Annotated in this window: 17 protein-coding genes and 1 CRISPR repeat array; of the genes, 8 read left to right on the top strand and 9 right to left on the bottom strand. The window is 56.7% G+C overall.

The features are described 5' to 3' along the window. The first annotated feature begins 5 nt into the window (after nucleotides 1–5). The 5 genes from M8006_RS08335 to M8006_RS08315 all read left to right on the top strand — a co-directional run bounded on the left by M8006_RS08335 (nucleotide 6) and on the right by M8006_RS08315 (nucleotide 3,518). The gene (locus tag M8006_RS08335; RefSeq protein WP_250081101.1) at nucleotides 6–1,175 is read left to right on the top strand and encodes a glycosyltransferase family 4 protein; all 1,170 of its coding nucleotides are present in this window, start codon (nucleotides 6–8) and stop codon (nucleotides 1,173–1,175) included. After that, nucleotides 1,138–1,677, top strand: a complete 540-nt coding sequence (locus tag M8006_RS08330; RefSeq protein WP_250081099.1) for a phosphatase PAP2 family protein — start codon at nucleotides 1,138–1,140, stop codon at nucleotides 1,675–1,677. The genes M8006_RS08335 and M8006_RS08330 overlap by 38 nt, the downstream gene beginning before the upstream one ends. Nucleotides 1,678–1,744: 67 nt before the next feature. After that, nucleotides 1,745–2,269, top strand: coding sequence for a YqiA/YcfP family alpha/beta fold hydrolase (locus M8006_RS08325; protein ID WP_250081097.1), 525 nt, complete (start codon nucleotides 1,745–1,747; stop codon nucleotides 2,267–2,269). Between the two features lie 115 nt (nucleotides 2,270–2,384). Beyond that, complete coding sequence (locus M8006_RS08320) at nucleotides 2,385–2,555, top strand: DUF6435 family protein (RefSeq protein ID WP_250081095.1); 171 nt, start codon at nucleotides 2,385–2,387, stop codon at nucleotides 2,553–2,555. 30 nt (nucleotides 2,556–2,585) lie between these two features. Then, entirely contained in the window at nucleotides 2,586–3,518 is a 933-nt protein-coding gene (locus M8006_RS08315) for a ChaN family lipoprotein (RefSeq protein ID WP_250081092.1), read from the top strand. Nucleotides 3,519–3,522: 4 nt separating this feature from the next. Here M8006_RS08315 and M8006_RS08310 read toward each other — a convergent pair whose 3' ends face one another. From M8006_RS08310 to glnA, 5 genes are all read right to left on the bottom strand, one after another. After that, nucleotides 3,523–4,650, bottom strand: coding sequence for a GGDEF domain-containing protein (locus M8006_RS08310; protein ID WP_250081090.1), 1,128 nt, complete (start codon nucleotides 4,648–4,650; stop codon nucleotides 3,523–3,525). Nucleotides 4,651–4,814: 164 nt separating this feature from the next. Next, nucleotides 4,815–6,245 carry a nitrogen regulation protein NR(I) gene (glnG, locus tag M8006_RS08305; protein ID WP_250081088.1) on the bottom strand — a complete coding sequence of 477 codons (1,431 nt, stop codon included), beginning with the start codon at nucleotides 6,243–6,245 and terminating at the stop codon, nucleotides 4,815–4,817. Beyond that, entirely contained in the window at nucleotides 6,238–7,323 is a 1,086-nt protein-coding gene (glnL, locus tag M8006_RS08300; protein ID WP_250081086.1) for a nitrogen regulation protein NR(II), read from the bottom strand. Before glnL ends, glnG begins: the two co-directional genes overlap by 8 nt. Before the next feature lie 198 nt (nucleotides 7,324–7,521). Then, the gene (locus tag M8006_RS08295; protein ID WP_250081084.1) at nucleotides 7,522–8,046 is read right to left on the bottom strand and encodes a DUF4124 domain-containing protein; all 525 of its coding nucleotides are present in this window, start codon (nucleotides 8,044–8,046) and stop codon (nucleotides 7,522–7,524) included. Between the two features lie 125 nt (nucleotides 8,047–8,171). Continuing rightward, nucleotides 8,172–9,578, bottom strand: a complete 1,407-nt coding sequence (gene glnA / locus M8006_RS08290; protein ID WP_250081082.1) for a glutamate--ammonia ligase — start codon at nucleotides 9,576–9,578, stop codon at nucleotides 8,172–8,174. Between the two features lie 500 nt (nucleotides 9,579–10,078). Here glnA and M8006_RS08285 point away from each other — a divergent pair, with 500 nt between their 5' ends. From M8006_RS08285 to M8006_RS08275, 3 genes are all read left to right on the top strand, one after another. After that, complete coding sequence (locus tag M8006_RS08285; RefSeq protein ID WP_250081081.1) at nucleotides 10,079–10,633, top strand: hypothetical protein; 555 nt, start codon at nucleotides 10,079–10,081, stop codon at nucleotides 10,631–10,633. Between the two features lie 42 nt (nucleotides 10,634–10,675). Then, nucleotides 10,676–10,984 carry a hypothetical protein gene (locus M8006_RS08280; protein ID WP_347709752.1) on the top strand — a complete coding sequence of 103 codons (309 nt, stop codon included), beginning with the start codon at nucleotides 10,676–10,678 and terminating at the stop codon, nucleotides 10,982–10,984. A 405-nt stretch (nucleotides 10,985–11,389) separates the two neighbouring features. After that, the gene (locus M8006_RS08275) at nucleotides 11,390–11,806 is read left to right on the top strand and encodes a DUF6088 family protein (RefSeq protein WP_250081079.1); all 417 of its coding nucleotides are present in this window, start codon (nucleotides 11,390–11,392) and stop codon (nucleotides 11,804–11,806) included. A gap of 165 nt (nucleotides 11,807–11,971) precedes the next feature. Further along, a CRISPR array of direct repeats spans nucleotides 11,972–15,179; the repeat unit is 28 nt; unit sequence TTTCTGAGCTGCCTGGGCGGCAGCGAAC. 129 nt (nucleotides 15,180–15,308) lie between these two features. Here M8006_RS08275 and cas6f read toward each other — a convergent pair. Genes cas6f through csy1 form a run of 4 tightly spaced genes read right to left on the bottom strand, consistent with a single transcriptional unit; the run spans nucleotide 15,309 to nucleotide 19,248 of the window. Next, on the bottom strand, nucleotides 15,309–15,878 hold the full coding sequence (gene cas6f / locus M8006_RS08270) for a type I-F CRISPR-associated endoribonuclease Cas6/Csy4 (RefSeq protein ID WP_250081076.1): 570 nt from the start codon (nucleotides 15,876–15,878) through the stop codon (nucleotides 15,309–15,311). Between the two features lie 3 nt (nucleotides 15,879–15,881). Further along, entirely contained in the window at nucleotides 15,882–16,907 is a 1,026-nt protein-coding gene (gene csy3 / locus M8006_RS08265) for a type I-F CRISPR-associated protein Csy3 (protein ID WP_250081074.1), read from the bottom strand. A gap of 15 nt (nucleotides 16,908–16,922) precedes the next feature. After that, the gene (gene csy2, locus M8006_RS08260) at nucleotides 16,923–17,891 is read right to left on the bottom strand and encodes a type I-F CRISPR-associated protein Csy2 (RefSeq protein WP_250081072.1); all 969 of its coding nucleotides are present in this window, start codon (nucleotides 17,889–17,891) and stop codon (nucleotides 16,923–16,925) included. Continuing rightward, on the bottom strand, nucleotides 17,884–19,248 hold the full coding sequence (csy1, locus tag M8006_RS08255) for a type I-F CRISPR-associated protein Csy1 (protein ID WP_250081070.1): 1,365 nt from the start codon (nucleotides 19,246–19,248) through the stop codon (nucleotides 17,884–17,886). Before csy1 ends, csy2 begins: the two co-directional genes overlap by 8 nt. Nucleotides 19,249–19,449: the final 201 nt, after the last annotated feature.

Raw genomic sequence — 19,449 nt, 5'->3', positions numbered from 1 at the left:
TCGCGATGCGGCTGTGTATTGTTAGTGAAACCTGGGCGCCGGAAATCAACGGCGTAGCGCATACGCTTCGCCGTCTGAGCCATGAGCTTGCACGCCTGGGCGTCACGGTTGATCTCGTTCGCCCGAGACCGCAAAACGCCGCTGCCGGACAAACAGCGTCGGTTGATACCGAACTTCACACGCCATCCATGCCGCTACCGGGCTATCGCGACGTAAAAATCGGCCTGACCACCCCGGCGCGGATGCGGCGTTTCTTTCTCGCCCAACGCCCCGATGTGGTGTATTTAGCCACGCAAGGGCCGCTGGGCTGGGCGGCGCGCCAAGCCGCTTTACGGTTACATATTCCCATCGTGGCTGGCTGGCATACCAATTTTGATCACTACTGCCACAGCTACGGCTTGGGCTTTTTAGCCACGGCCACCAAGCGCTATCTGCGCTATTTTCACAACGACTGCGCGCTGACGCTGGTGCCCACCCAAGCACAGACAAACGCCTTACGCGGCGATGGCATTCATCATGTCCAGGTACTTTCGCGTGGCATTGATGGGGATAAATTTTCCCCCGAACTTCGCGACGTCGATCTTCGCCGCCAGTGGGGAGTGAACGACCACCAGCCGGTGGTGCTTTATGTGGGTCGTCTCGCGGCGGAAAAAAACCTAACACTGCTGCAGGAAACCTTGCACGCCATGCGTAGCGTATGCCCGGATATGGCTCAGGTCATTGTCGGCGATGGCCCGGCGCGTACCCAATTGCAAAAAGCGCTACCCGACGCCCACTTTACCGGCTTTCTTCCGCCCGAGGCGCTAAGCCAATACTACGCCAGCGCCGACATTTTCCTGTTTCCCTCGCTATCAGAAACCTGGGGCAATGTGGTGACAGAAGCCATGGCCAGCGGCTTAGCCGTGGTGGCGTATCAACACGCTGCCAGCGCCGAGCTCATTCACCATGGCCACAACGGCCTAACCCTCACCGTCGGTGATAATGACGCCTTTCGCCAAGCGGCGGTATTACTGTGCCAACGCCCGGCCGATTACGCCCGTTTTGGCCGCTTAGCGCGTCTTCGCGCGCTGGAACAAAGCTGGACAGGTATTGCCCGGCAACTGCTTACCTACCTTCATCAAGCCCAGGAGGCTTATCATGCGACCTCACCCCCTTGCCGTATTCGATCGTCTTGATTTGCTCGAATGGCAATTCTGTCAACGCGTAACGCGCTACTCGCTCTATCGACCCTGGCGGCTAACGCTGCAAGCTGCTAGTCGGCTTGGTGACTGGCCGGTATGGGTGGCGCTGATAGTGGCCCAACCTTTTTTGCTGCCCGAAGGCGGTATGCGCTTGGCGCAATACACGCTCACCGCGCTTCTCGCGGTTTTCGTTTATCGCTTAGTGAAAACACGGTTATGCCGTGAGCGCCCGTTTATTACCTATCGCAATGGCATTCAGTGCAGTGAACCCGCCCGTGACCGCTACAGTTTTCCCAGTGGCCACACCATGCACGCGGTGATGTTTAGCGTGCTGGTCGCGGCCCACACGCCGTGGCTGTTGCCCATGGTGATTCCGTTGGCGCTGCTGATTGCCATCTCGCGCGTGGGGCTTGGCTTGCACTACGTAAGCGATGTGTTGGCCGGTGCCGCCATGGGCTACGCTTTTGCGTTGTTAAGCCTTGTGCTGCTAGGTTGATGGCGCTTGGCAATCCGGGAGAGAAGACGCTACTGTAGGTTCATGACTGTTATAAGCGGGGTTTGTCATGATCACGGTATATCTCTCTCACGGGTTGGAAAGCGGCCCTGGCGCGCTAAAAATGCAGGCGCTTAAAGGCATTGTGGAAAAACTGGAAGACTGCGAGCCGGTGGTGATGGATTACCGCGACATGCCCGAGCCTCAAACCCGGCTTGAGCACCTTAACCAAACGCTGAACACTCGCGGTGACAACCCGGCTGAATGCGTCATGGCTGGCTCAAGCCTCGGCGGCTGGCTAAGTGCCATGGTCAGCGCTCAGCATGCCACTCGGGGGTGTTTTTTGATTGCGCCCGCCATTGGCCTGCCCGACTATCCAGAAACGTCGCCCACTCTGCACGCCCGTGCGACGCATATCGTTCACGGCTGGCGAGACTACGTCGTCCCGCCGGGGCCGGTCATCGACTTTGCCCAGCGCCAGCACCTTTCTTTACGCCTGATCGATGATGATCACCGCCTGCATGTCAGCTTGCCTATCATTTTAAACGATTTTGAGCATTTCCTACGAGACTGTTTAACGCATCCATCGGCCTAAAGCGTGACGCTAAAACGGCATCAAAGGCGGTTAAGTGCCTTATAATGGGACGCAAACATTGGACAAAGGAAGACAAAACCTCTACAAATAATATACACAATAGAGGAGCCTCCCCATGTTTGGTTTATTTAAGCGCGACCCCAAAAAGAAACTGCAGCAAGATTATGAACGCAAACTGCAACAAGCGATGGAAGCGTCGCGCAACGGCGACATGCGCGCGAATGCCACGCTGACTGAAGAGGCGGAAAGCCTGCTTGCCGAAATCAAGAAGCTTGAGGCGAGTTAATATCCAGGACCGCTAAACCAGGACGATACCATGCCCTTAAGCCGCGCCTTAACGCCCGCTTCCGCGCTGTTGGCGCTGAGTCTTTTATCGACCGCTCAAGCCAGCGACTGCGCGTCGTCTGAGGCGGCGGCGGAAACCCTCATACCCGGCAGCTGGTGGCAAAATGGCGTGACGGTTTCAGCCCCCACGCTGTTAGCGCAGGCAGCGCGGCAAGACGTGGTGTTACTTGGTGAGCAACATGACCAAGTGGCCCATCACCGCTGGCAGCTGCATACGCTGGCGGGCCTTGCGGCCCATCGCGACAAGTTGGTGATTGGGTTGGAGATGCTACCGCGCGACGCCCAGCCTGCGTTGAACGCCTGGGTCGCGGGAAAACTCAGCGAGGAAGCGTTTCTCGCGGAAAGCGATTGGCACAATGCCTGGGGATTTAACGCCGAGCTTTACTGGCCCATTTTGCACTTCGCACGCATGGAGCAAATCCCACTGTTGGCGCTCAATATCCGCCCGGCGCTACGCCAAAAGCTGGCATCAGACGGGTTTGATGCGGTGGCCGCCGAAAACCGGCACCACATCCCCGCGCCAGTAAACCCCAGCGCTGATTACCGTAACCGGTTAAAACAGACGTTTAACGCCCACCCAATGGGCGAAAGCGATGATGAACCGGCCGACGCGGCATTTGAGCGTTTCCTCAATGCCCAACTGACATGGGATGTGGCGATGGCAAGCGCCCTCGCCGATGCCACAAGAGAAGACGTCCTGGCCGTAGGGTTGATGGGCGTTGGACACGTAGCGTATGGCGATGGCGTGCCGCACCAACTCAGGGCACTGGGGGTTGAGGCGCACATGGCCCTCGTGCCCAACACATTGGCGTGCGACCCGCCGGATGCCTCGCTTGCCGATGCGCTCTATTTTATAGACGGTCTCATGGACGATTTCATAGACGACATTGAAGACGCGCCATAAGCCGTTATCCGTTACACACGCGATTACGCCCGCCTTCTTTGGCATGGTAAAGGCGGTCATCCGCGATTTTCAGCGTTGCCTCGCTGCCTAGCGGCTCTTCCGGGCAGGCAACACCGACACTGGTGGTGACTGGCACGGGGTTACCGTCGTGGTCAAATAGCATGGCGCCTTCGACCGCTTGGCGAATCCGCTCTGCCACGTCGGTGGCGCTTTCGGTGTCCGCGCCCAGCAACACGACCACAAACTCTTCACCCCCATAGCGAGCGACAAAATCCCCAGCGCGCACCTGCAGCGCAATCAGACGAGCAAACTCACGCAGCACTTTATCGCCCACCGAGTGGCCATAGGTGTCATTAACGCGCTTGAAGTGGTCGATATCCAGCATCAACAGCGCATAGGGCACCTGTTTGCCGATCCGCGCTTCTTCTCGTTCGATCTCGGCCAGTCGCCGCTCCATCGCCCCGCGGTTTAACAGGCCCGTCAACGCATCGTGGGTTGCCTGACGATATAGCCGCAGCAACAGGCTGAGCTGAAAATGGTTAGCGGTTAACGCCACGATCAGCAGCGTCGCTAATAGCCACTGAGCTTCAAGCCCCGCCGGCGTCATCCAGCTACCGTTAACATGCTGAGCAAACACCAACAGCGCCTGCAGTAGAAGGCCCGCCAGCAAGGACTCCAACAGCGTAAACGGAAACACACTTAACGCGGCGACGAGCAAAAAGGGGATAAAACCGTAGCCCACCAGCGCTTGATTCGTGCCGCTAGGTAAAACAGCCAGCACCAGCGCGTAAAAAAGTGCAGGCAGCGCAATCAAAGCACCGGCACTAAAACGGACACGGCGAATGCTCTCTTCGCTACGCCATGCCCACCACACCACAGCGGCAAAGCCGAGCATCATCACCACGCGCCCGGCCAAGGTGTAGCGCTGCACGCTTGGGGGCAGCATCAACGCATCGATTAATAGCCAAGGCGGCGAAAGGAGTAAAAAGAGAAACCCGACGGCCATCACGCGGCTACGCAAAAAATGGCCATGGGCAAAGACGAAATCGCGGCTATGATGGCGGGTCGTCAGCGTATCGTTTAAGGCGCTTACGGTGTTGAACACCCAGGATGCCTCGGTCGGCGTCGCCATACTCGGTTCGCTTCGACGTTCTGAGGGCGCTGACACTAGACTTGGCATAACGTTGGCTCTTTTTTTGTCATTAACGGACGGAGCGTTGAGAAGAGCCTAACGCTAACGCGCTTTCCCCCATGGGGTCATGATATACGTCATGTTGGCGTGCTGACGGCAAAAAACTAGGCATCGTCGGCCAGCGCCGGCAGCAGCGTTTTCAGTTTGCGGGTCAGCGTATTGCGCCCCCACCCCAGAAGCTCCGCCGCTTCGCCTTTGCGTCCACCGGTGTGCTTAAGCGCCGTCTCGATCAGAATACGTTCAAAATCCGGTACTGCCTCTTCGAGTAAGTGGGTGTGGCCTTCCGCCAAGGCATGATCAGCCCATTCGCGAAAGGCGCTGCGCCAATCGGCGAATGCCGAGCCCTCGGCGGGGCTCACGGCGAGAAGCTCGGGGGGCAGATCTTCCACCAGAATTTCACGCCCCGAGGCCATGACCGTTAGCCAGCGGCAGATATTTTCCAGCTGCCGCACGTTGCCCGGCCACGGCAACCGCGTTAAGTGCGCTTCGGCCTCAGGCGTGAGCACTTTCGTCTCGGTGGAGAGTTCCTTGGCCGCTTCTGCAAGAAAGTGGCGGGACAACCGTGAAATATCCTCGCGCCGCTCGGAAAGCCGCGGCAGGTGAATGCGAATCACGTTCAAGCGGTGAAACAGGTCTTCACGAAAGCCTCCGTCTTCCACCAGCGACTCTAGGTTTTGGTGCGTCGCGGCAATAATGCGCACATCCACCTTGACCGGCGTATGTCCCCCCACGCGATAAAACTCGCCATCGGCCAGCACCCGTAGCAAGCGTGTTTGCGCTTCGGCGGGCATATCGCCGATCTCGTCCAGAAACAGTGTGCCACCGTTAGACTGCTCAAAGCGTCCCTGACGCTGCGCGTTCGCGCCGGTAAAGGCGCCCTTCTCATGGCCAAACAGCTCGGATTCGATCAAGTCCCGTGGGATGGCCGCCATATTAAGCGCGATAAACGCCTTGCCTGCGCGCGGGCTGTGCTGGTGCAGCGCTTGCGCCACGCGCTCTTTGCCCGTGCCCGATTCGCCGTTGATCAGCACCGTAATATGCGAATGCGACAACCGCCCGATGGCGCGAAACACCTCCTGCATCGCTGGGGCTTCACCGATGATTTCAGCATTGATCCCTTCCGGGGCAGTGATGGGCCGCTGGCGTTCACGCGCGTGCGCCACCGCCCGGCGCACCAGCGCCAGCGCTTCATCCACATCGAACGGTTTAGGCAGGTACTCAAAGGCACCGCCTTGATAGGAGGCCACGGCGCTATCCAGATCCGAGTGCGCGGTCATTACGATGACCGGCAGATCCGGGTGCGCCTCACGGAGACGTGCCATCAAATCCAACCCGTCGATCCCCGGCATGCGGATATCGGTCACCAGCACATCGGGCGGGTCATCAATCAAACGTTCCAGCGAGGTGTCAGCGCGCTCGATGCACTCGACATCCAAATCCGGTTGCGCCAGGGCGCGCTCTAACACCCAGCGAATGGCACGGTCATCATCGACAATCACCACGCGGGCAACGTCGTTACGGCTTGACTCAGTCATCGCGCGTCTCCGATGCATCGACAAACAAGGGGATCAATAAACGAAATTCGGTGTGGCCGGGGTACGATTCGCACTCGATCAAGCCCTGGTGCTGATGCAAAATCGACTGCGCAATCGAAAGCCCTAGCCCGCTGCCCTCAGCGCGCCCAGAGACCATGGGATAAAACAGCGTCTCCTGGAGCGATTCAGGAATACCCGGGCCGTTATCGATAATACTGACCTCGCTCACCAGCCGGTGGCGCTCTGCCCCCAGGGTGAACTGGCGCTTTGCGCGAGTGCGCAGCATTAACGCCGGTGCGTGCGTGTCGGCATCCGTCATCGCCTGTACGGCGTTACGCGCCACGTTCAACACCGCCTGAATCATCTGCGCTTCATCGCCGTAAAGATCCGGCAAGCTCGGGTCGTAGTCGCGGATAATCTCCACCTGCGGGTGCTCGGCGATAAGCAACGAACGAACCCGCTCCAGCACTTTATGGATATTCAGCGGCTCGTGCCTGACGATGTGGTTGGGGCCCAGCATCGAGTCAACCAGGTCTTTGAGCCGGTCGACCTCTTCGACGATGATGCGAGTAAACTCCTTAAGGGCGGGCTCATCCAGGTCGCGCTCCAGAAGCTGTGCGGCGCCGCGAATCCCACCCAGCGGGTTTTTCACTTCATGCGCGAGCCCGCGGGCGAGCACTTTGATGGTCTCTTGGCGCGTCGTGAGCGCTTCCTCGCGGGAAATCTGCATCAGCCGGTCGCGCGGTTCCACCTCTAACAGTAGCTCATCGGCGGAGAGCGGGGTTACGGTGTAATCCACCGTTAGCGGCTCACCATTAAACGGCACAATACGCGCCTCACGCTTGGTATAGGGGTGGAACGCATCACGGGCTTTGGCGAGCACGCTATCAATGCTGTCACCGACGCCTGCACCACCACTCGCGCCGCTGCCCAGCAGCGCATCGAGGCTTGCGCCTTTCACGCGACTCATGCTCACGGCCAAAAGCGCTTCCGCCGCCGGGTTCATCCAACGCACGGTGAGCTTGCCATCCAATAACAGCACTGCCGTGGTGAGATGTTCGAGTAAACGCTTATACATGAAGTGTCCTGGTCCTTCGAAAGAAAGTGCGTCATCAACGCATCGACAAAATAACTGCAAGAAGTACGCCAGCTATCGCGATAGGAATGAAAAAGCGCGCCCAGGCTGCACGCTTGGCGCGCACGACGTCGATGTCTCTGCGTGCTAACAGCGCATCGCCCTCTCGCCAACCGGCTCACAATGCACCAATAGTGTGCATCAGGGTTCAATCGTGAGATGTACCGGCGGCGTTTGGTGGCGCACGCGCCCTTGGCTATCGAGTAGCTCTGCCTGCAACCGATGAGTGCCCGCCGGTAAATTTGCCAACCAGAACGCCTCGCTGTGCAGCGCCGACTGGCTTATCTCACCGTTAACGCGCAGGCGCACCTGGTGATCATCACGCAGCCGCGGGCTCACCAAAAGCTCAACCGCAGTGGTCGAGCGGGACAAGCGTGCGTTATCACGGGGTTTTTCGATCATAAAGCGGTCGTAGGGCATAAACGGCCGTCCAGGGGCGCTACGCTTGGGCGTCTCGGCCGATGCTTTTGGCGCTGCCGTGCGCGAGGAGGACACGTTCGGCAGCGGCGCCACCTCCACCTCGTCCCCGCCGCTAGCAGGGTTATCGGTAAAGGTCACTCGCCCTTGCTCATCCACCACGCGGTAGACAGCCTGCGCCAACAGCGGAGCTGCCAGTAGCACGCCAGACAGAAGGACCACCGTTTTTATCGCTCGTGTGTGTTGCATGGCGTTTTCCCTTAAGCAGGCGCGTGAAATGCAGAAACCCCGCCAAAGCGGGGTTTCTGATCATCTCACCGTGGGTGAGAAATTTTAACAGCCGTGCTTAGCAGCGAGTACTTAACAACTCGCACTTAGCAGCTGTAGTACATATCGAACTCAAGCGGGTGCGTGGCCATGCGCAGGCGGTCCACGTCTTCCATCTTAAGCTCGATGTAGGCATCGATCATTTCGTCGGAGAACACGCCGCCTTCGGTCAAGAAGGCGCGGTCAGCGTCGAGCGCTTCAAGCGCCTGATCCAGGCTGTGGGCCACGGTCGGTACGGATTTGCCCTCTTCCGGCGGTAGGTCGTAGAGGTTTTTATCCATCGCATCGCCCGGGTGGATCTTGTTCTTGATGCCGTCGATACCCGCCATCAGCATCGCCGAAAAGCACAGGTACGGGTTAGCGGTCGGATCAGGGAAGCGCAGCTCTACACGCTTGCCCTTCGGGCTGGCGGTATACGGGATACGAATCGACGCCGAACGGTTACGCGCACTATAAGCAAGCATAACCGGCGCTTCAAAGCCCGGTACCAGGCGCTTGTAAGAGTTGGTCGAGGCGTTAGTGAACGCGTTCAACGCGCGCGCATGCTTGATGATGCCGCCGATGTAATAAAGCGCCATCTCAGACAGACCGGCGTACTCATCACCAGCGAACTGGTTTTGGCCATCTTTCCAGAACGACTGGTGAACGTGCATGCCCGAACCGTTATCACCCACAATCGGCTTCGGCATGAAGGTCGCGGTTTTGCCGTAAGCATGCGCCACGTTGTGGATCACATACTTCATTTCCTGAACTTCGTCGGCCTTTTTCACCAGCGTGTTGAACTTGACGCCGATTTCGTTCTGCCCGGCGTTCGCCACTTCGTGGTGGTGAACCTCAACGGGCTGACCAATCGCTTCCAGGGTGTTACACATCGCGCCACGCATATCGTGGAAGCTATCGACCGGCGGTACCGGGAAGTAGCCGCCTTTCACGCGCGGGCGGTGACCCAAGTTGCCGCCCTCGACCTGACGGTCGGTCGACCAAGCGCCCTCTTCCGAGGAAATTTTGTACATGGAGCCTTCGATATCCGACTTCCAGTGCACCTCGTCAAAGATGAAGAACTCAGGCTCCGGGCCGAAGAAAGCGGTATCGCCCAAGCCTGTCGACTGCAGATACGCTTCTGCGCGCTTAGCAATGGAGCGCGGATCGCGATCGTAGCCCTGCATGGTGGCCGGCTCGATGATATCGCAGCGAAGCACCAGCGTGGCGTCTTCGGTGAAAGGGTCGAGATAAGCGCTGCCGTCTTCCGGGCGCAGGATCATGTCAGACTCGTTGATACCCTTCCAACCGTTGATGGAAGAACCATCAAACATCTGGCCGTTTTCAAAAAACTCTTCATCGACATCGCGCGCCGGAATAGTGACGTGCTGCTCTTTACCGCGGGTATCGGTAAAGCGTAAGTCGATCCATTTAATGTCGTGTTCTTCGATCAATGCGAGCGTCTTGGCTGACATGGTGTCCTCCGGTGTGAACGTAATTTGCGTTTCTGCGCGCCCGAATTGCCGCGGCAATGACGTGGCGCAAAAGTTAAATCGGCTACTGTTTTAGCACGTCAAGGCAGCGCCTGCCTACGTCATTAGCCGCTGTTAATAACAATGCAGGGAATATGCCAACCTTGCACCACAAAAGAAAATTAAAACGCAACCATCTGTTTTTGTTTGCTTTAATGCCACAACTCCATGCGCTCTTATGTTGCAGCGTGGTGATAAATCCACATCAACCGGCGCGCATAAACTTAAATTGCACCAAAATAAAGCATCAACTAAGACACCTGCACCAAATAAGCGCAACTAATGCTAACGCTGCGTAATTTCCTACGAAAAAACGATTGATACAAAAGCGAACCAAGCACTACACTTTATTACAAATAAAGTGATGGATTCATTTTTCGCCATGAAAGCGATCATGGCTGAAAACATACATAGAGGCGGAATGCCTTTAAGAGGACCGGCTAATGGGGCCTGCTTGCTTTATCCTCGATGCACTAGTGACCGGTGCCCAGCTACCACGCCACTTGGCGAATATACGCTCGCCCCACAATGAAATAGCCAACGCCCCCATCGTGATTACCACGTTACAACCAGACCCGCGCTCAAAGCGCCTCCAACATCATTACCACGCCCAGTTTTTGGTAACGCCGACGCTTTTGCTGGGGGCACGCTTTAACCTCGCCATTGCGAAGTTAAAAACCGAATGGGTGATTATCGCGCTGCAGGCAACGCCGTTAGCGCCTGATGCATGGGCGGGCTTAACCGCAAAGCTAGACGCTTACGTTATCGATGCCATGCTCGTTGGGCTACCGCTGCCTGCGCTTCCTACGCAGTTACTGCATCGCTTTTTAGCCTCTGCCCAGGCGCACCCGCCCTACATCGTTATTCACCGGAGCTGGCTAGAGAAGCTCGGCGGGTTTGATCCTGAGCTCGATGGCGACGCAATCAGCGATTTCCTCCATCGGCTCAATGCTTGCCCAACGCGCTGGAAGGCGTTAAGCCGCCGCACTACCCTTTAGGGTCCCGCATGTAAGCAAGGAGACACACGATGCATCAACACATTGAACGGGACGCCCCCCGGTGAGCAAAGCGTCACGGCCGTCTTTTCACACGATAACGCCCCGCATGCCCAAACAGGCCCAGGGGACATCCTCTCCGCGCGCTACCAACAGCACGTCATCCGCGTAGAAGTCGACGCCTATCGCGAGGATGACGCGGTCAGCATTGGCAAGGTTGTGGCTATTATCGACGCCAACGAACAACGGCTAAAGCAGCTCGGCAAGCTCACGCTGAGCGACTACGTCCGCCTACCTGATGACAAACGCGCCTTCGAACCCTCACCCGAAGATAACGAGGACGGCGAGGGTTAGGCGAAACGTTAACGGGCGCAGCATTTCATGGGATCGCGCCTTGGCGGGCACGGCAACTGCTAGCGTGATCGGTTCAGCCCCGCGGGTGCGGGGATCGGGAGTTTAATTGGGAGGAAGATGCCGCCGCTCTTACCTTTGTGGCTCAACGCCATGCGGATTTTCGCGGGCTCCTTTATCCCTGAATTCAAACATTAAGCGCAGCACCGTGCTTGCTTTTCGGCTCACAAGTAAGAAGTATTCTGCAGAAAGTGTGCGGCACTGTTATTTTTTTATTTAAGCAATAATTATTTGATTTTTATAGTTAAAAACAATATCTATATTTTTTTTGATGTCGTGTTTTTTGTTTTTTAAAGTCTGAAGGTATAGAGTAAAGTTCTGTCGTAATCAAGCTGCTGGAGGTGTTACATGACCACTCAAACGCTTGAGTCACGCATTCGTGACAAAATTCGCAAAAGTCGGCGAATGGTTTTTCTACGTGATGATTTCGCTGCACTGGGTGGTTATGACCAAGTTGGCCGTGTGCTTCGGCAATTAGAAGCGCAGGGGCGATTAGTTCGTATTGGTAAGGGGCTATATGCCAAAGCGCGCCAAAACCGTATTACGGGCAAACCAATGATTGCGGCGCCCGGTGGCTTTGACCAGGCTGCCAAAGAGGCATTGAATCGCCTTGGGGTGCAGTGGGAGCCAGCCAGTGCAGAAAAGGCTTATCAGGCGGGCCGTACACAAATTCCGGCGAGAGTGATGGTCAAGGTGAAAGGCCCATTTAATCGGCAGATTGCTTACGGCAAATATCGATTGGGTATCGAGCAATCCTCTGCATGAAAATCGACTCGGAATTGTTTCCCGATGTGGCGGATGCGCTACTGGGTGAAAACCATGCAAGAAGTGCAAAGTGCATAAATCTATAAGCATTTGAAATATATAATACTTACACGCTGAAGGTGCGATCCCGAAGTTTTTTGGCTGCACTCAATGACCGCGCCAACATTTCTGAGCTGCCTGGGCGGCAGCGAACGCCGTGTCACTGACAATCCAGCCTTGTGATTGTTTCTGAGCTGCCTGGGCGGCAGCGAACCGTTTGTATTGTCTATTAACTCAAATCCTGCGTTTCTGAGCTGCCTGGGCGGCAGCGAACTTGCGCTTGCTGTTCGCTGTTTAACGCCGCCTTTTCTGAGCTGCCTGGGCGGCAGCGAACGAGGTTATTCACGCGGCTGGCAGTGTTGACTTTTTCTGAGCTGCCTGGGCGGCAGCGAACGAAACCGCTGATCTTGAAGCGGCTATCGCGCTTTTCTGAGCTGCCTGGGCGGCAGCGAACCGCCGGAGTGACACAAGTTGATAGCGTATTATTTTCTGAGCTGCCTGGGCGGCAGCGAACGCCACCATCGGATGAAGCGCCGCGACGCGCTGTTTCTGAGCTGCCTGGGCGGCAGCGAACCAAGGCCCGCAGCGTAGCAGGCCATCCGCTAATTTCTGAGCTGCCTGGGCGGCAGCGAACCTTTTGCGCGCCCCTTCGCTTGTAGCCCTCTTTTTCTGAGCTGCCTGGGCGGCAGCGAACAAGTTATAGCCACCACCCCCCACGTCACCGAATTTCTGAGCTGCCTGGGCGGCAGCGAACCCTTCGGCGATTTCTTCGGCCAGGATGCTGACTTTCTGAGCTGCCTGGGCGGCAGCGAACTGGGGCATGTCGTGCTCGGGCCTAATATAATGTTTCTGAGCTGCCTGGGCGGCAGCGAACACTTTCGATTGGCTGGCACTACCTTGCGCATTTTTCTGAGCTGCCTGGGCGGCAGCGAACGAGCAAGCCCGCGATGCTGGCCTCGCCCAAGTTTTCTGAGCTGCCTGGGCGGCAGCGAACTGATTGCGCGCACCGGCGCAAGCGTCTTGATATTTCTGAGCTGCCTGGGCGGCAGCGAACTTTGATGCGCTCGATTGTCCACAGCTTGACCGTTTCTGAGCTGCCTGGGCGGCAGCGAACTCTTGTATCCATCCATTCGCCTACTGGCTCTATTTCTGAGCTGCCTGGGCGGCAGCGAACAGGCGGTTGTAGATTTGCTCTTTTGCGTTGTCTTTCTGAGCTGCCTGGGCGGCAGCGAACGGAGTGACACAAGTTGAGTGCGTATTATCTGATTTCTGAGCTGCCTGGGCGGCAGCGAACTTCAATAGCTTAACCCTGCTACGCACCGTTACTTTCTGAGCTGCCTGGGCGGCAGCGAACTTGAGGTTAAATTTATCGGTGGAAAAGTTTCGTTTCTGAGCTGCCTGGGCGGCAGCGAACGGCTCAACGATGTGACGTTGTGCGGTGACAAGTTTCTGAGCTGCCTGGGCGGCAGCGAACTTATATCGACGCCAATGGCGAGTTGCGCTATCATTTCTGAGCTGCCTGGGCGGCAGCGAACGTTGGCGCTGTCTGAGGGGGGCTGTTTAATCTTTTCTGAGCTGCCTGGGCGGCAGCGAACCATCCCCTTGTTTTTTCGCACTCGGCTTGAATTTTCTGAGCTGCCTGGGCGGCAGCGAACGCGGCAACGTCGCGCACCTGATACGCCCAATTTTTCTGAGCTGCCTGGGCGGCAGCGAACGCGCCGCGCCGCCCTGTTGCCAGCACTCTCAGTTTCTGAGCTGCCTGGGCGGCAGCGAACGGCAATCCGGCCCGCCTGGGCGGTTTTTGTATTTCTGAGCTGCCTGGGCGGCAGCGAACCAACGGTGTGACAGACGCTCAGTATGAAGACTTTTCTGAGCTGCCTGGGCGGCAGCGAACGGCGGCTTCGCGGACGCCAAGGGGAACGATCTTTTCTGAGCTGCCTGGGCGGCAGCGAACTCAGCAGAATACATGGATTTAAGCGACCCGAGTTTCTGAGCTGCCTGGGCGGCAGCGAACGTTATCCCCTTTTTCTACCCGCCACCCTTCATTTTCTGAGCTGCCTGGGCGGCAGCGAACCCTTTGGCCTGTTCGCCAAACGCATTGCCGTATTTCTGAGCTGCCTGGGCGGCAGCGAACTCGAAAGCTTGCTCGATGCGCTCGACGCTAACTTTCTGAGCTGCCTGGGCGGCAGCGAACGGGCTCGGTATGGATAGCGGCGTATCCCAGGCTTTCTGAGCTGCCTGGGCGGCAGCGAACGGCACAAAGCCGCTTGGTTGCGTGGGCTGTTGTTTCTGAGCTGCCTGGGCGGCAGCGAACCGGAAAACGGTGTCAGCACGAAATGATTCAATTTTCTGAGCTGCCTGGGCGGCAGCGAACATCATCGCGGCAATCAGCCCCGCGCGGTTGTCTTTCTGAGCTGCCTGGGCGGCAGCGAACGCGGGCTTGACGTTTTGCAATAGCCCACGAACTTTCTGAGCTGCCTGGGCGGCAGCGAACAGTGCGGGTACCAGCTCGGCGAGGATCTGGCGTTTCTGAGCTGCCTGGGCGGCAGCGAACGTTAAAGTCGTTCACCGCTATCATTAGCTCACTTTCTGAGCTGCCTGGGCGGCAGCGAACGTGGCTAGCTTCAACGGTAACGCCATGGGCATTTTCTGAGCTGCCTGGGCGGCAGCGAACAACCCGCCGAGCCGCAACAGTGCAATGCTCTGTTTCTGAGCTGCCTGGGCGGCAGCGAACTTGGGGAGCAGCCAAGGAGGCCATTGAGACATTTTCTGAGCTGCCTGGGCGGCAGCGAACGTTATCCCCTTTTTCTACCCGCCACCCTTCATTTTCTGAGCTGCCTGGGCGGCAGCGAACCCAATCAACTATGAAGCCATTGGCCGCTGCAATTTCTGAGCTGCCTGGGCGGCAGCGAACGTGATCGCGGGCATGGGTGGCGCCCACCATCATTTCTGAGCTGCCTGGGCGGCAGCGAACCTGTTGGACGCAAGTGAGACAGAAATGGGTAGTTTCTGAGCTGCCTGGGCGGCAGCGAACACCGCTGGACGTCGAAAGAGTGTCCGCACTGTTTTCTGAGCTGCCTGGGCGGCAGCGAACGCCTTTTGGTGACATTGACCGATGCGATGGCCTTTCTGAGCTGCCTGGGCGGCAGCGAACAAGCCTTGAGGCGGCTCCACGCTCATTTGAATTTTCTGAGCTGCCTGGGCGGCAGCGAACGTTCAGCGTTAGCAGCCCGTTGGCGGCGTTCTTTTCTGAGCTGCCTGGGCGGCAGCGAACCCGTACACCTGGGACACCATCAATCAAGGGGTTTTCTGAGCTGCCTGGGCGGCAGCGAACTAGAGCATATCAAAATTAACGTGTTGATTGTTAAAGAGCTTTAGCCGAAAAAAGCGGTATCACCCTTTTTTGAGCAATACCGCTAAGTGGTTGATTATTAGTGGCCTATTTTCATGCTAGAAAAAAGGGTCAAAACCAGGGCACCGTGGCGTTGGGGCTTAGCCCGTAATGGCTGAACGTGCCCTCCGTGGTAGACGCGGCTGGTTTTCCATGTTCAATAAACAGGCTAAAGCGCTGCTGGGTGGAGCGGCTATTGATCTGCACAAAAGGGAGCTCAATACGCCGTTCGGCCAACTTGGCGTAAATCTGCTGCGCTTCCTCTTCCGAAATGTCATGCCGCTTGGCGTAGCGCTTGGCACGACTTGGGCTGCCCGTATTGAACTGCTTACGCGCCACGTTGATATGTTGAGCACCCGCAGGTACCGCAAGCACCTCGCTCACCTGGGTGTGATCGCGCATACCGGTTAGCCATTCCGCGCTCCTTAGCTGCTGCAAGCGTGCCTGAGTGCCGTGCAGGCGAAGGTGATCGCCCAGCGTTCGAGCGCGAACACCGTGCTTATGGCCAGGGAAGCTGACGCCTACGTCCGCAGCCTGTAAATCAAACAGCGCCCGGTGCAGCTTGTTATAAAGCGCGCCCATTAACATTGCCGGGGCAAAGTCAGGGTCGGGCCTTAAACGAATGTCGATATAGTGATCCATGGCTTACCCCGCTTCGCCGAACACGCCACCGCGAATCAGCGTTGCCATCACAAAGTGCTGATCCTCTTTAGAAGGCACTTGGTCTTTGATCATCCAGTTATCCAGGAGTGAATAGAAATCAGCTTTCTGCTTGGGCTGGCGGTACGCTTTGCCTTGGGTAGTCACCGAGCCATAGGGTTCTACGGCAATAGGCCCAAGGTCTTCATCGTTCTCATTGGGGTACCAGGTGTCGATGGTACGAATGGCGTTACCCAGTTTCTGCGAGTGAATACCGGCAATCTGGCTCACGTGATAAAGCGTTTTGCTCTTGTCGCCCCGGCCCCGTTCAAGAATCAGCTCTTGAGACGGGAACACTTCCTGGCCACTGCCCACGCGCACATAGGCCACTACTTCTAGCAGTAAGTGCTGTTCACCCGCCAACGCAGAGGCGATAACTTCGGCGAGCTCTTTAAGCTCGGCGGTGTCCTCGAAAGCCCGCAACGAAAGCGACAGTGCATCAAACGTCCACTCTTTGGTGGTTTTGCCCTGGGCCAATTGACGAACACTGACCTCGACTTGCTCGGCGCCCATGCGGTTACGCCATAGAAAGCGACCGTTCGCGAGGTTATTGGCATAGCGATGGGCCAGCTCGCCGAAGCCTTGGGCTTGCTTATATTCGGCGACTGCTTGTTCCAACTTGGCTTGGTACTCCGCATTATTACAGGCTGAGGGCGTTCCAGCACCGGCCAATACGCGCAGCGTAAAACGAGTAACTAAAGTGTCTGCATGATGGGGCAGCGTGGCGACATCGACAGTTTGCAGGTTAGGGTTTTCAATCTGCGCGTCTAGCTTAGCGGGGTCTTGGTCTTTGGCTTTCAGGCGATTGGAGATGGTGCCGCGCACCGATTTTTCGCGCACTTCTACCGGCTGCCACTGCTGATTATCTTGGCGCTTTTCCCAGCTGCTGGCATAAAGCAGGGCATCGGAGGGGTCGAGCTTGCGCTCAAAGGCGAGGACGGACGCGGTTTTAAGGGTGTCGTTTTTAGCCATGATTAAGCTCCTTGTTTACTGTGCTGAGGCGCGAAGGTGGTAATCGTTGTTGAGTCGATAGAGCCCCGCTTCTTCGTCGTTATCAACGTACCAAAGCAGGTCTTCAGGTTGCTTCATGCGGTGCGGGCTGACCCATTCGCCAATGGAGTAGACGCTTTCAACAAAGCGAAACTGGGTTTGGGCATCACGGGCATTGGCCACTTCTCCGGGCGGGAAAAGGTCAGAAATAGCGCCGTAACCCACGGGGATAGGCACCAGCCAGCCGCGATAGGGGCGCTGCACCTGCCAAACGGGCTTTTCGTTGGACTGGCCTTCATTTTCAAGGACGCAATAGTGGTTGAGCCGTGAAAGGTCCAGCCACGCATCCAGCAAACTGGCCTCTGGGTTTTGCTGTTGCAGCGTTTGGTGGTGTTCGGTGAGGTAGTCATCGCGCAGGGTGAGCGCAAAGCCCGGCAACCAGCGGCGCTTAAGCTTCGCAAACTGTTTTTGCCGCTTTTCTTCATTGTCATCAAGCGCGACCCATTGCGGGCGTTGTTTGTGGCTTGGCACGCTGCGATTAGGGATCACGCTGCCACCGGCAACACGCATTCCTGAAACGATCTCGCCGATTTTTTCGGCGATGTACTCGTGCTCACTTTCTGACGCGGCTGAATCAATCGTGAAGATCAGCGTGATATCCAGATGGATGCGCCCTTCTTCTACAATCGCTGCCGTGCCGCCGGTTTTATCCACTGGATTACGGGTCAAATGAAAGCCCCGAATGTAGCCACCTTCAGTGGCTTGGGCGTCAAAGTCGTGGCAAATAACGCCGACGTTACCGAGCGAAACGTTGATACCTGCTGCATAGAGCTTGCGCTCAAGGGCGTGCATCAAACCCACAAAAGCGCTCATGGCAGGAAAGCCCCAGGTCATTGGGCTGGAAATTGCATTGGCGTTTTGCACCCGCAGGCGCGGCAGAATCAGGAGGTTTTTCACTTCACTCATCGTCATCACCTCCTGGCAGGTTGGCTAAGTCTTCCATTAGGCTCTCCATCCAGCGGCGGTCACGATCCAACATGCTTTGATGAGTCGTATCTTTCTCCAGCGTTTTCTGCCAGTGACGAAACTCCACATCGCCAAATGGGAGCTTTTCGCCTAACGCGGCATTAAGCCAGTTAGCAAAGCGGTGGCGAATCTCGTCTGTCCATTCCACGCTGTTTCGCGCTTCACGAAAAGCGGCATCTTCCTCGGCTCGGCCAGGGTCTAGCCAGAAGGCTTCTTCGGCGACCAGTTCGCATTTTTCATCGTCGCTCCAACCCGCTGGCAGGCTATGCATTTGCATGGCAAACAGCGCCAGCTCGTCCATCAGCATGGCGGTGAAGTCATCGCGTAAATCGCGGGTGTGCATATCGGTGGAGGGGTTGGTCTCAAGGAAATGCTTTAGGTCTTTAACCAATCCTTTTACGCCGCCGGTGTAATAGAAAACACCAAACGTTTTAAATACTGAATCCACCTTCATCGGCGGGCGGACATCTCGCACATTCCAACTAGGTGGCATTGAGGCTAGCAAATAGTTGTTGCCGCCCCGCTCGCTATTCAGTTGCGAGATATTTTGTGGCTTAGTGCCTCCCATTTTCTGTACGGCTAGGTTGGGGTAGCTGTGCACGAGTTGCTCGGCGTGTTTACCTTCCCGCTTAGCTTTTCGTGCTTCTTTAGCCTCTTCGCTAAAGCGATCATGGTTAATAGTTTGAAAAACGCGGTGGGCCAGCGAGGTCGCATAGAGCGGGGCTAGCAGATGGAAGTCTCCATTTTCCAAGGCCTCATCACCCACCAGCCAGTAGAGCTGTTTGCCTCGGGTATGGGAGGAGTGGTCGCCGCGCGGTTCGGTAATCGCCGCGAAGGCATTGATCCACGCCTGGGCTTGTTCGGGGTTATCGCTTAACGCTTTGGCAAACTCGCTATCATTTTCTAGCGCACGCTCAAGCAGCGATTTTTCCTCGAAGTGCAGCTTCAAGAACTTATACACATCCAAGGCTGCGGCGTTGCCCACCACATCGCCCGCAAAATCAGTGGGTAGTACATGACTACCGACAAGATGATGGTTGTTTAGCGATTCAGGCGGGGCGTAAAGGTTGGAGCCTTTGGCATCGGGGTGGATAGGCTTGAGGGAGTGGGTAACCACTTGTAGCTGGCTAACGCGGCGGGCGGCATCGTTGATCCAGGTACCTAACTGAAACTGCTCGACTAGTGCTTGGTATTTCGGGTCATCGGGAGCTAGCTTTTCCGCCTTGGTATCGAAGCGCTCTTTTAAGAAGGCTTCGATCCCAGAGCGAATTTCTGCTGCTCTGCTATTATCTGCCATACGTTTTCCCTTTGGTTATCAAACTCTGCTGGCATAGAAATGATGATAAATCACAGTGACCACATCTTTAGTATTCTTTGGTCTGAAGAAGACCAACAATTTGTAGGCTTATGTTCTGATTTCCCCAGTCTTTCCTGGCTTGCGAATGACAGCGCTGATGCGCTTGCTGGCATACAAGCGCTTGTACGTGAAGTGCTCGCC

The organism is Halomonas llamarensis, assembly GCF_023555005.1.
GTDB lineage: Bacteria > Pseudomonadota > Gammaproteobacteria > Pseudomonadales > Halomonadaceae > Vreelandella > Vreelandella llamarensis.
The sequence above is the reverse complement of the archived record's forward strand: the minus strand, read 5'-3'. Positions and strand labels throughout refer to the sequence as shown.